Origin of the sequence: Deefgea tanakiae (assembly GCF_019665765.1) — a bacterium.
Classification (GTDB): Bacteria; Pseudomonadota; Gammaproteobacteria; order Burkholderiales; family Chitinibacteraceae; genus Deefgea; species Deefgea tanakiae.
The window spans coordinates 2,698,192-2,711,469 of the sequence record NZ_CP081150.1 but is presented as its reverse complement, the minus strand read 5'-3'; the positions used below and the strand labels follow the sequence as shown (position 1 = coordinate 2,711,469).

The window sequence follows — 13,278 nt, the reverse complement described above, 5'->3', positions numbered from 1 at the left end:
CCTTCGTGCATTGATTTAGCGAGTATATTTATCAACGATGCGTTGGTAGCTGCCGTCTTTTTTCATTGATCTAATCGCTTTATCGATGGCGTCGCGGGTCGCTGTGTGGTCTTTGCTTTTACTAAAAGCGAGATAACTGGCCGATGTATTGATTTCAGGAGCGAGTACATTCACTTGGTCAAGTAGTTTATTTTGTTGCAAAAGATGCAGCGTGCCAATTCGGTCGCCCGCCATCATATCGATTCGCCCTGCGACGAGTTTTTTGATGTTGGTAAGTGTGTCGGTGGTGAAGTCTGGATATTTGAGGGTGCCGTTTTGGACAGCGGTATCAAATGCAATCCCATGACTACCTTGGCGCAGTAAACCAATGTTTTGCTCAGCCAGCGTATTGAGGTCGCCGTTGTATTGAATCGGGCTTCCTTTCTTGACGAAAAAAGCGGAAGACAGTGGAATGAGTGATTCATTAGAGAAATTTAAGACTTGTTTGCGCTCAGGCGTTTTGATCGTCGCAAACACAGCATCCGCCTCGCCATGCTGCGCCATCCAGAGCGCCCTAGCCCAAGGAACGACTTTGAATTCGACGCTTTGATTGCTGCGCGCAAAAGCCTCTTTCAAAACGTCAACGACCAAGCCTTTGATTTCGCCCGCTTCTTCATATTCGTAAGGCGGGTAATTGCCGGTGACTAAGCGAATTGGCTCCGCTGCCTTTAAAAGTGAGCTAAATAGCGTGAGACTCAATAAAAAGAAAACCATGCTTTTCATCGTGCGTGAACTCATTTTCCATATTGATTGATCGCCGCCGCAACTTGGCTAAGCGGAATAATTTTACTCACGCCTTTCATATCAATCGCTTCTTTAGGCATGCCAAACACCACACAGCTCGCATGGTCTTGGGCGTAGGTGGTTGAGCCCATATCGAACATTTCTTTCATTCCACGCGCACCATCATCACCCATGCCGGTAAGGATAAAACCAACGGCATTTTTACCCGCCGCTGCGGCTGCAGAGCGAAATAACACATCGACTGAGGGTCGATGACGGCAAACGAGAGGGCCATCGAGAACTTCAACAATGTACTGATTATTGGCCCGTTTGATTAGCATATGTTTGCCACCGGGCGCGACCAAGGCGACACCAGGCAAAATACGTTCATTGTTTTTGGCTTCACGGACTTCGATTTTGCAGCGAGTGTTAAGGCGTGCCGCAAAGCTACTGGTGAACTTTTCTGGCATATGCTGAACAATCACAATACCTGGCGAGTTAGCTGCGACTTGAGTGAGTACCTGCTCCAGTGCTTGTGTGCCACCAGTGGAAGCGCCGATGGCAATGATGGTTTCGGTGTTGCCAATAAACTGGCGGCTGCTTGGCGCTGATAGCATCGCATCGGCGGTAAGCTTAGGGGTGTGCATGCGCTCATTGAGTGAGCCTGGTGGATGTTTTGTCTCGTGCTTATGCTCATTGTGTGGGCGTGGAGCGTGTTTTGCTTCATGCTTGCGCTCGTGCGCGGGGGTGTGCGAATGGTTAGGCCGATCGGTCGGCGTACTTGGCGTTCGATTGGCGGGGGTTGGGGCTTCGCTGCTTATGGGGGTACTGCCGCCAGATAGGCGAGCGGTTATTTTGGCTAAGTGTGCGCGTTTGGCATTGCTATCCATCGCCGTTTACTCCGAGATTCATACCTTTATTCATAGTGCCTAGCGCGATTGAAAGATAGTTGTCGACTGATATAAATTAAGGTTCTATGTATTTTTATACGGGTTTATACGTAAATCTGGCAAACTACCAGTAAATATTATTGGGTGAGCGAGGAAGAGATAATGCAAGATCAGCAGGGGATGTACGATCCCGCCAATGAACACGATGCCTGTGGCGTTGGCTTTGTAGCACATATCAAGGGCCAGAAGAGCCATAATATCATTGAGCAAGGTTTGCTCATCCTAAAAAATATCGATCATCGCGGCGCCGTCGGTGCCGATGCTTTAGCCGGTGATGGTGCGGGTATCTTGATCCAGATTCCAGATGCATTGTTCCGCAAGGCAATACTCGCTGATGGTATTGTATTGCCACCGGTGGGTGATTATGGCGTGGCGATGTGTTTCTTGCCGCAAGAAGCTGCTGCTCGCGCCGCCTGTGAAGAAGAAATCGAGCGCGCTGTTCGCGCTGAAAAACAAGTTGTTTTGGGCTGGCGCGATGTTCCCGTCAACCACGATATGCCGATGTCGCCGCTAATTAAAGCGACTGAACCGGTGATTCGCCAGTTATTTATTGGCCGTGGCAATGACGTATTGGTTACCGATGCGCTCGAACGCAAACTCTACATCATCCGAAAACGCGCTTCGCACGCGATCCGCGCATTGAAATTGAAATACGGTGGCGAGTATTACATTCCATCGTGCTCGGCACGTACCGTGAATTACAAAGGTTTGCTCTTGGCCGATCAAGTCGGCGAGTATTACCTTGATTTGCAAGATCCCGCCTGTATCTCGGCGCTGGCCTTGGTGCATCAACGCTTCTCGACCAATACCTTCCCAACATGGGATTTGGCGCATCCGTTCCGCTATATCGCGCATAACGGTGAAATCAACACTTTGCGTGGCAATGTGAATTGGATTCGTGCACGCGAGAAAGCAATTAGCTCGCCAGTATTGGGTAAAGACATCGACAAAATCTGGCCGCTGATTTATCCGGGGCAATCGGATTCGGCGTCGTTTGATAATGCGCTTGAGCTTTTGGTAATGGGCGGATATTCATTGTCGCAAGCGATGATGATGATGATTCCTGAAGCGTGGGAACGCAACGACGAGATGGACGAAAACCGCCGCGCTTTCTACGAATATCACGCTGCGATGATGGAACCATGGGACGGCCCTGCCGCAGTCGCGTTTACCGACGGCCGCCAAATCGGCGCGACGCTCGACCGTAACGGCCTGCGCCCAGCGCGTTATTTAGTTACCAACGATGATTTGGTGGTAATGGCATCAGAATCCGGCGTATTGCCGATTGCGGATGAGCGCATCAATAAAAAATGGCGTTTGCAGCCGGGAAAAATGTTCCTGATCGACTTGGAACAAGGCCGGATTATCGACGACAAAGAAATCAAAGACAGCCTCGCGAACGCGAAACCGTACCGCGAATGGATCGAAAAAATCCGCGTGAAATTGGATGACATCGAGTCTGAAAACGATGCTGCTGTGTTGCCGCAAGGTAGTTTGCTCGACGCGCAGCAAGCCTTTGGTTTTACTCAAGAAGACATCAAGTTCATTTTGGAGCCAATGGCCAAAAATGGCGAAGAAGCCACCGGCTCAATGGGTAATGATGCTGCGTTGACGGTGCTGTCGCAAAAAAATAAACCGCTGTATCACTACTTCAAGCAATTGTTTGCGCAAGTGACTAACCCACCGATTGACCCAATTCGTGAAGAAATGGTGATGTCGCTGGTGTCGTTCATCGGCCCGAAACCGAATTTGCTCGGTACAACGGACATCAATCCGCCAATTCGTTTGGAAGTGACTCAGCCGGTATTGTCGACTGCGCAATTTGAAAAAATTCGCAATATCGGCCAATACACGGGCGGTAAATTCTATTCGCATGAATTGAATATTTGCTACCCCGTTGCTTGGGGCAAAGAAGGCGTTGAGGCGCGTTTGGCATCACTCGTTGCAGAAGCCGAAGACGCCGTTAAATCGGGCGCGAATATTCTGATCGTGTCTGATCGCCAGATGGACGCAACGCATGTGGCGATTCCTGCGCTATTGGCAACGTCTGCAGTGCATCAGCACTTAGTGAAACGCGGTTTGCGTACCAGCACCGGTTTGGTCGTTGAAACGGGGTCGGCGCGTGAAACGCATCATATTGCTTTGCTCGGCGGTTATGGCGCAGAAGCGGTCTATCCGTATTTGACCTTGGCTACGCTCGCTGACCTTGCCAATGGCGATGCCGAACTCGCTGCGAAATATCAGAAAAACTTCATCAAAGCAGTGGGTAAAGGCTTGATGAAAGTGATGTCGAAAATGGGCATCTCAACGTATATGTCGTATACCGGCGCGCAAATCTTTGAAGCCATCGGTTTACAAAAATCCTTGGTGAAAAAATACTTCACCGGTACGGCGAGTAATGTTGAGGGTATTGGCCTGTTCGACGTTGCTGAAGAAGCTGTTCGACTACATACCGCTGCATTTGGAGCCGATCCCGTATTGGCGAATCAGCTTGAAGCGGGTGGTGAATACGCCTTCCGTATTCGCGGTGAAGACCATTTGTGGACGCCAGATTCGATTGCCAAATTGCAGCATGCGACGCGCAGCAATTCGTACTCAACGTACAAAGAATACGCCGCGCTGATTAATGATCAAAGCAAGCGTCACCTGACTTTGCGTGGTTTGTTTGAGATTAAACCCGCTGGCGCGCCAGTGCCTTTAGAAGAAGTTGAGCCAGCCGCTGAAATCGTTAAACGCTTTGCCACGGGCGCGATGTCGCTCGGTTCGATTTCGACCGAAGCGCATTCAACGCTGGCGATTGCGATGAACCGCATTGGCGGCAAATCCAATACCGGTGAAGGTGGTGAAGACGCTGCACGCTTTGGTGTACTGAAAGCAGGTCAAACGCTATCCGAAGTGATCGGCAAGAGCCGCATTGAGCGTGACTATACGTTTAAAGAAGGCGATAGCCTGCGCTCAGCCATCAAGCAAGTCGCATCGGGTCGCTTTGGTGTAACGACGGAATACCTCGTTAATGCTGATCAAATCCAGATCAAAATGGCGCAAGGTGCAAAACCGGGTGAAGGCGGTCAATTGCCAGGCCACAAGGTTTCGGAATACATCGGTAAATTGCGTCATTCGGTGCCGGGTGTGGGCTTGATTTCACCGCCACCGCATCACGATATTTATTCGATTGAAGACTTGGCGCAGTTGATTCATGACTTGAAAAACGTGAATCCAGTCGCGTCGATTTCGGTGAAATTGGTTGCCGAAGTGGGCGTGGGTACGGTGGCTGCCGGTGTTTCGAAAGCCAAAGCAGATCATTTGGTGATTGCGGGTCATGACGGTGGTACCGGCGCTTCGCCGCAATCGTCGATCAAACACGCTGGCGGTCCGTGGGAACTGGGTTTGGCTGAAACCCAGCAAACGCTGGTGCTGAATAAATTGCGGGGTCGGATTCGTGTGCAAGTCGACGGCCAAATGAAAACCGGCCGCGACGTGGTGATTGGTGCCTTGCTCGGTGCAGATGAATTCGGTTTTGCGACTGCGCCGCTAGTGGTTGAAGGCTGCATCATGATGCGCAAATGCCATCTGAACACTTGCCCGGTCGGTGTTGCGACGCAAGATCCAGTATTGCGCCAGCGCTTCTCAGGCCAGCCTGAGCATGTGGTGAATTATTTCTTCTTCGTTGCCGAAGAAGCGCGTCAAATCATGGCTGAAATGGGCGTTCGTACCATTGATGAGTTGATTGGCCGTTCTGATTTGCTGGATAAACAAAAAGGTCTCGAACATTGGAAAACCCAAGGTTTGGATTTCAGCAAAGTGTTCCATCAAGTTGCCGCGCCAGCAGAAGTGGCTCGTCTGCACGCCGAAACGCAAGATCATGGTTTAGTTAAAGCGCTCGACAATGAATTGATCGCCCAAGCTGCACCAGCACTTGAGCGTGGCGAAGTGACGAAAATCAGTCTCGCAGTGAAAAACATCAACCGTACCGTTGGTGCGATGTTGTCGGGCGAAGTGGCACGTCGTTACGGCCACGCGGGCTTGCCTGATGACACGCTGCAAGTGGCGCTGAACGGCACTGCGGGGCAAAGTTTTGCCGCCTTTTTGGCGCGCGGCGTTACCATCACCTTAACCGGTGAAGGCAATGATTACGTTGGCAAAGGCTTGTCGGGTGGTCGAATTGTGATTCGTCCAAATGCGGCATTTACTGGCAAAACGTGGGAAAACATCATCGTCGGCAATACCGTGCTGTTCGGTGCGATTGCCGGTGAAGCGTTCTTTGCCGGTGTCGGCGGCGAGCGTTTCGCGGTGCGTAACTCAGGCGCAACGGCGGTGGTTGAAGGAACGGGCGACCATGGTTGCGAATACATGACTGGCGGTACGGTTGCAGTATTGGGCGCAACGGGTCGCAACTTCGCAGCGGGGATGTCGGGCGGTATTGCTTACGTTTACGATCCAGACGGCGTATTTGCCGGTCGTTGCAATATGGCGCAAGTGGCGCTTGAACAAGTTGTGGCGAGCGACGCGCAAGAGCAACCGTTCCACAATGGCGTGGCCGATGAAGTTCAGCTCAAAGCTTTGATTACAAAACATGCTGACTTAACCGGAAGCCAACGTGCTGCGGAGATTTTGGCTAACTGGCCAGCGAGCCGCGCCGCGTTCGTCAAAGTATTCCCGAACGAATATCGCCGTGCATTGAAAGAAATGGCAGCAGCGAAAGAAGTTGTTGAGCAGAAGGAGATTGCATAATGGGTAAGCCAACCGGTTTTTTAGAAATCGACCGCGTTAAAGACAGTTACGAGCCGGTCCCGCAGCGCATCACGCATTATCGTGAATTCGTTCCCGCGCTGACCGACGACAAAGCTAAGCTGCAAGGCGCGCGTTGTATGGATTGTGGCATTCCGTTTTGCAATAACGGTTGCCCTGTTAACAATGTGATTCCTGATTTTAACGATTTGGTGTATCAACAAGATTGGAAATCGGCTTTAAGTGTCCTGCATTCGACCAACAACTTCCCTGAGTTTACCGGCCGAATTTGCCCTGCGCCGTGTGAAGCGGCCTGTACGCTCGGTATCAATGACGACCCAGTTGGCATCAAATCAATTGAGCGCGCGATTATTGATAAAGGCTGGGAAAACGGCTGGGTTGCGCCACAAATTGCCGCAGTAAAAACGGGCAAGAAAGTCGCGATTGTCGGTTCTGGCCCAGCGGGTTTGGCCGCGGCGCAGCAACTCGCTCGCGTTGGCCATGCTGTGACGGTGTTTGAGAAGAACGATGCGGTCGGTGGCTTGCTGCGTTATGGCATTCCAGATTTCAAACTTGGCCAAGATGTCATCGAGCGCCGCGTTGCGCAACTTAAGGCTGAGGGTATTGAGTTCAAGACAAATTCAGTGGTTGGTTCAAGTGACATACCTTCTGGTATCGTTTGCGATGGCAAAACCGTGATTACGCCAGCGCAGCTTGATGCTGAGTTTGATGCGGTGATTTTGGCTGGCGGCGCAGAAGTGCCGCGCGATTTGCCAGTGGCGGGTCGTGAATTGCAAGGTGTGCATTACGCACTGGAATTGTTGATCGCGCAAAACAAACAAGTCGGTGGCGGTGCAGCCAATCCAATCAGTGCGGCGGGTAAACACGTGGTGGTGATTGGTGGCGGCGATACCGGTTCTGATTGCGTGGGAACGAGTAATCGTCACGGCGCAGTCAGCGTGACGCAGCTTGAATTGATGCCACAACCGCCAGAGCAAGAAAACAAGTCCATCGTTTGGCCATATTGGCCAGTCAAAATGCGCACTTCGAGCAGTCACGAAGAAGGCGTTGAACGCGATTTCGCGGTGCAAACGCAAGAATTCGTCGGCGAAAATGGCGTTCTAAAAGCGGTGAAATTGGTTCGTTTGGAATGGAAAGACGGCAAACCGACGCCAGTCGCTGGCAGTGAATTTGAGCTGAAAGCCGATTTGGTGTTCTTGGCGATGGGCTTTACCAATCCAGTGGCCAGTTTGCTTGATGCGTTTGCCGTTGAAAAAGACGCACGCGGCAACGCCAAAGCAACGACGGACGGTGTGGGTTGCTACCAAACCAGCGTCGCCAAAGTCTTTGCCGCCGGTGACGTACGCCGTGGTCAGTCTTTGGTGGTGTGGGCAATCCGCGAAGGCCGCCAAGCCGCACGTGAGGTTGACCAATACTTGATGGGCGCTTCAGTATTGCCTCGTTAATGGGTGTTTTGCTGAAAGCATTATTTATTAACGCTTGCAGCAATATACTCTGTGTTGAAAAAAGCCAGCTTTTGCTGGCTTTTTTGTTTCTGAATTTAATCGCAGCTTTAAAAAGGGCTTGGTAGTAGCAGGCTTGCTCGCGAAGGTGACCGTGCAGCATGCTTTTGAATGTGAATGTTCAATTAGCCGTATAATCGAAACATTCAATATCGCACACTTGGCAAATCACCGTGTGCTGGTATTTATCCGCTTAGCGGTGGGCGAGCGCTCGCTCGCTTTAAGCGATCACGTAGGGATGAGGCAAAATGGAAGAAGTTCAAAACGAACCCAGCAATTGGCACGTAATTTTACGTCCAAACCATGATCGAAAAGTATTGGCCAAAGGCAAGATGTATCGCCTGCGCAATAACCAGCCAGAGCGCTTGGATATTTTGGAAGAAATCGTTGGTGATTCACAATTCAAATACAACCGCTTTACGCGGATGATTGATTCGCCAGAAAAATATCTGATTGATCGTCTACGCGCGGCCTGTATCGAAAAAATTGGCCATGATCGCGACATCGTCCATTACATCATTGCGATTGCAATTGAGCGTAGTGAGTTGTCAAAGCGTCGTTAAGTCGGCGCTTGCTATAAAGCAGTTTGCGTAATGAAGTTCCCCACTTTGTTTTTCGCAAGCTGACTGATGCTTTAAGTCTGGCGGCGAATGGATTTGTTGAGCCTTCGCCTGCATCTTGGGGTTTATCCCGATTGTCCCTTTTGGTTGCGTTTAACACCCTTTATCGCTAGAATCAAGCCCCTTTGCTTGACTAGGGTCAACCCCTAGTTGCATGTTTTTGATTGATTTTGGTCTTTGAAGGTGCCGCTGTGATGGATAGACAAAGCTGGTTGAAGGGCACGTTATACCGCCCGCAGTTCGAGCAAGATAGCTGCGGCTTCGGTTTGATTGCACAAATGGATGATAAACCAAGCCATTGGCTGGTCTCGACCGCAATCAACTCGCTAGCCTGTTTGACTCACCGTGGTGCGGTCGCTGCCGATGGTAAATCGGGCGACGGCTGTGGTTTGCTGTTCCGCTTGCCAAAAGACTTTTTGCGCGCAGTTGCCGCAGATAATGGTTACAGCTTGGCGACGCAATTTACCGCTGGCTTGGTGTTTTCAGCGCTGGATAAGACTGAATCGGCGAAGTCGATTGCGAACTTAGTCGCTGCCGTTGAAGGCCAAGGTCTCGTTGTTGCAGGTGTGCGCGAAGTTCCAGTGAATCTGGATGCGCTCGGCGCTGCCGCGATGCGCTCATTGCCAACGATTCAACAAATTTTTGTAAATTCGCCAGATGATTTATCTGAGCTTGAGTTTGCACGCAAATTGTACCAAGCACGACGTATTGCCGAGAAAGCCAATGCAGGCGATACGCACTTCTATATACCTACACTGAACCCGTACGTGATGTCGTACAAGGGTTTGGTTACACCAGACAATCTGCCGGTATTCTACCTCGACTTAAAAGACGAGCGTTTTGCTTCGAGTATGGCGGTGTATCACCAACGTTTCTCGACCAATACGTGGCCGCAATGGAAATTGGCGCAGCCTTTCCGTTTCCTCGCCCACAACGGCGAAATTAATACGCTAACGGGTAACCGTGCTTGGGCACGTGCTCGCGAAGCGATCATGGACAGCAATGCGCTCGATATGGAAGCGATTCGTCCTATCGTGCAAACCAACGGTTCAGACTCGATGAGTATGGACAATATGTTGGAAAGCTTGGTGCTTGGCGGTGTGGATGTGTTCCGTGCCTTCCGTTTGATGGTGCCACCAGCATGGCAAAACGTCGATACCAATGACCGCGATTTACGCGCTTTCTACGAATACAACTCGCTGCACATGGAACCATGGGATGGCCCAGCGGGTATCGTTTGGGCAGCTGGCGACTACGCTGGTTGTGCGCTCGACCGAAACGGTTTGCGCCCAGCGCGTTATGTGATTACCAAAGATCGCCACATCACCATCGCGTCGGAAATCGGCGTATGGGGCTACAAGCCAGAAGAAGTGGTGAAAAAAGGCCGTGTGAAACCGGGCCAAATCGTTGCGGTTGATTTCAAAACCGGCGAATTTATCGAAAGCGACGCGATCGATAACAAATTAAAAACAGCACAACCTTATCGCGCTTGGCTCAAAGAGCACGCCAATCATTTGGAAATGGCCGCCGACAATAGTCCACTCGAAGAGATGGATAAAGCGACCCTGCTGACGTACCAAAAGCAATTCCAAGTGACGTTCGAAGAGCGCGATCAAATCTTGCGTGTCTTGGCTAATGACGGTCAAGAAGCGATTGGTTCGATGGGTGACGACACGCCAATGGCGGTGTTGTCAGAAAAAGTACGTTCACCGTACGATTTCTTGCGCCAACAATTTGCGCAAGTAACGAACCCACCGATCGATCCGATCCGTGAAGCGATTGTGATGTCGCTGAACACCTGCTTTGGCCCTGAGCGCAATCTGTTTGAAGATGGCCCAGATCACGCTAAACGCATGGAAGTGACTTCGCCGGTGTTGTCGACAGACAAATTCGCCGTCTTGACTAGCCAAACTGATCCTGATTTCAAAACGGCCTATTTCGATTTGACGTTTGAAGGCGTGAGCTTGAAAGCCGCGCTGGAAAAACTGCAAGCGGATGTGTTGGCGAGCGTGAACGCGGGCACGGTCATCATCGTGTTGTCGGATAAAAACATTGCCAAAGGCCGTATGCCAATTCCTGCGCTGTTCGCAGTCGGCGCGGTGCATCATGGCTTGATCAACGCCGGTTTGCGTTGCCGTACGAATATCATCGTTGAAACAGCGACGACGCGCGATCCGCATCATTTCGCCTGCTTGATCGGCTACGGTGCGACCGCAGTGGTTCCTTACCTTGCTTACCAAACGATCAAAGAATTGGTCGATATGGGCCAAATCGACGCGACGCTGGAAAAAGCAGCGAACAACTTCCGTAAGGGTATCAATAAAGGCTTGATGAAAATCTTGTCGAAAATGGGTATCTCTACCGTTGCTTCTTATCGCGGTTCGCAATTGTTTGAAGGCGTGGGTATTGGCGAAGAAGTGATCGATCTGTGCTTAACAGGCACGGTATCGCGTATTTCTGGCGCTAACTTCGCTGATTTCGAATCCGATCAAATTAAATTGAATCGCCTTGCATTCAACCCAATGCGCCCATTGGCACAAGGTGGTTTGCTCAAATACGTCTTTGGCGAGGAATACCACGCTTACAACCCAGACGTAGTAATGCAATTGCAAAAGGCGGTGCAAAACGGCGATTACAAAGCCTACGGCAAATACGCTGAGTTGGTGAACAAACGCCCAGTGGCGATGTTGCGCGACTTGATGGCGCTGCAAATTGATCCAGCGAAATCGATTTCGATTGACGAAGTTGAGCCAATTTCATCGATTGTGAAGCGTTTTGACTCTGCGGGTATGTCGCTCGGTGCCTTGAGCCCAGAAGCGCACGAAGCATTGGCTGAAGGTATGCATCGCCTTGGCGCTCGCTCGAACTCGGGTGAGGGTGGTGAAGACGAAGCGCGCTACGGCACGCCAAAAATGTCGAAAATCAAGCAAGTCGCTTCAGGTCGTTTCGGCGTAACGCCGCACTACTTAGTGAATGCTGAAGTATTGCAAATTAAAGTGGCACAAGGTGCAAAACCGGGTGAAGGCGGCCAATTGCCGGGCGATAAAGTATCGCCGCTGATCGCAAAATTGCGTCACAGCAAGCCAGGCATTAGCTTGATTTCACCGCCACCGCATCACGATATTTATTCGATTGAAGACTTGGCGCAGCTGATTTTTGACTTGAAACAAGTCAATCCAGAAGCCTTGGTTTCTGTGAAATTGGTAGCTGAGCCAGGCGTTGGTACGATTGCAGCGGGTGTGGCAAAAGCCTATGCCGATTTGATCACGATTTCAGGGTATGACGGCGGAACCGCTGCTTCACCGCTGGCTTCAGTGAAATACGCTGGTTCGCCGTTTGAACTTGGCTTGACCGAAGCACAGCAAGTATTGCGTGCCAATGGTCTGCGTGGCCGTGTTCGCGTGCAAGCCGACGGGGGTTTGAAAACGGGTCTAGACGTGGTGAAAGCCGCGATCATGGGCGCGGAAAGTTTCGGCTTTGGTACTGGCCCGATGGTCGCGTTGGGTTGCAAATACTTGCGTATTTGCCACTTGAACAACTGCGCAACGGGCGTGGCAACCCAAGAAATCAAATTGCGTAGCAAGTTCTTTATCGGCTTGCCTGAAATGGTCGTGAATTACTTTACGTTCATCGCGCAAGAAACGCGTGAATTGATGGCATCACTCGGTGTGCGCACGTTTGAAGAATTGATCGGCCGTACTGAAATGCTCGGCTTGATTGAAGGCGCAACGGATAAACAGCAAAAACTCGCGCTGGGCGCATTGCTGAGCCAAGGTACAACACCAGATTCAGAATCACGCTTCTGCGTGGATGAGCGCAACCCAAGTTTCGACAAGGGTGAGTTGGCTGAAGAAATGGTTAAAGACGCACTGGCTGGCATTAAAGCTAAAACGCCGCAACGCTTTGAATACGATGTACGCAATATCCATCGCTCAATCGGCGCTCGTTTGTCAGGTGAAATCGCCAAAGCTCATGGTGCTGATGGCTTGCCAGATGGCACATTGCATATCAAATTGCACGGCTCTGCGGGTCAATCGTTTGGCGTGTGGAATGCGAAAGGTTTGACGCTGGAACTCGCTGGTGACGCGAATGATTACGTCGGTAAAGGCATGAACGGCGGCCAAGTGATTATCTATCCACCAGTGGGTAGCGAATTTGCTTCGAGCGACGCAGTCATTGCCGGTAACACGTGTCTGTACGGCGCAACGGGTGGTGAATTGTTTGCTGCGGGTATGGCCGGTGAGCGTTTCGCGGTGCGTAACTCAGGCGCGACAGCGGTCATCGAAGGCGTTGGCGATCACGGTTGCGAGTACATGACTGGCGGCTGCGTCGTGGTACTCGGTGAAACCGGTTACAACTTCGGCGCGGGTATGACCGGTGGTTTTGCGCTGGTTTACGATCCAAACCAAAAATTTGCGTATCGCTACAATAACGAGCTGATCGACACCAACTTGATCAATGGCGAAGCCTACGGTGCAATCCGTGCCTTCTTGAAAGACAAAATCACCGCCCACGTGGCGTTGACTGGGTCGAGCAAGGGTGCTGAATTGTTGGCGAACTTTGATGAAGCGGTGGATTACTTCTGGTTGGTGAAACCAAAAGTAGCCAAGCTCGACGCGCTGCTAAAAGACTAATTGTGAGGTGTGGGTGTGATGGGCGAATCGCCCATCCTCACACGGTAAGAGTTCTGGATGA

The 13,278-nt window shown here is 51.1% G+C and carries 6 protein-coding genes; 4 read left to right on the top strand and 2 right to left on the bottom strand.

The window, feature by feature from the left end:
- Positions 1 to 15: 15 nt before the first annotated feature.
- A complete protein-coding gene (locus K4H28_RS12610; RefSeq protein WP_221005505.1) occupies positions 16 to 762 on the bottom strand; it encodes a substrate-binding periplasmic protein in 747 nt (248 codons plus the stop codon).
- 11 nt (positions 763 to 773) lie between these two features.
- Positions 774 to 1,652: a chemotaxis protein CheB gene (locus tag K4H28_RS12605; protein ID WP_221005504.1), complete on the bottom strand. Its 879-nt coding sequence runs from the start codon at positions 1,650 to 1,652 to the stop codon at positions 774 to 776.
- A gap of 162 nt (positions 1,653 to 1,814) precedes the next feature.
- Between K4H28_RS12605 and gltB (K4H28_RS12600) the strand changes: the two genes are divergently transcribed.
- The 4 genes from gltB (K4H28_RS12600) (at position 1,815) to gltB (K4H28_RS12585) (ending at position 13,217) form a co-directional block, all read left to right on the top strand.
- Positions 1,815 to 6,443: a glutamate synthase large subunit gene (gene gltB, locus K4H28_RS12600; protein ID WP_221005503.1), complete on the top strand. Its 4,629-nt coding sequence runs from the start codon at positions 1,815 to 1,817 to the stop codon at positions 6,441 to 6,443.
- Entirely contained in the window at positions 6,443 to 7,906 is a 1,464-nt protein-coding gene (locus tag K4H28_RS12595) for a glutamate synthase subunit beta (protein WP_221005502.1), read from the top strand. Before gltB (K4H28_RS12600) ends, K4H28_RS12595 begins: the two co-directional genes overlap by 1 nt.
- Before the next feature lie 305 nt (positions 7,907 to 8,211).
- Positions 8,212 to 8,526: a hypothetical protein gene (locus K4H28_RS12590; RefSeq protein WP_221005501.1), complete on the top strand. Its 315-nt coding sequence runs from the start codon at positions 8,212 to 8,214 to the stop codon at positions 8,524 to 8,526.
- 251 nt (positions 8,527 to 8,777) lie between these two features.
- A complete protein-coding gene (gltB, locus tag K4H28_RS12585) occupies positions 8,778 to 13,217 on the top strand; it encodes a glutamate synthase large subunit (protein WP_221005500.1) in 4,440 nt (1,479 codons plus the stop codon).
- Positions 13,218 to 13,278: the final 61 nt, after the last annotated feature.

Coding starts and splice junctions, on each gene's coding strand:
- K4H28_RS12610 (WP_221005505.1), bottom strand. CDS start 762: ATGAAAAGCATGGTTTTCTTTTTATTGAGTCTCACGCTATTTAGCTCA.
- K4H28_RS12605 (WP_221005504.1), bottom strand. CDS start 1,652: ATGGATAGCAATGCCAAACGCGCACACTTAGCCAAAATAACCGCTCGC.
- gltB (WP_221005503.1), top strand. CDS start 1,815: ATGCAAGATCAGCAGGGGATGTACGATCCCGCCAATGAACACGATGCC.
- K4H28_RS12595 (WP_221005502.1), top strand. CDS start 6,443: ATGGGTAAGCCAACCGGTTTTTTAGAAATCGACCGCGTTAAAGACAGT.
- K4H28_RS12590 (WP_221005501.1), top strand. CDS start 8,212: ATGGAAGAAGTTCAAAACGAACCCAGCAATTGGCACGTAATTTTACGT.
- gltB (WP_221005500.1), top strand. CDS start 8,778: ATGGATAGACAAAGCTGGTTGAAGGGCACGTTATACCGCCCGCAGTTC.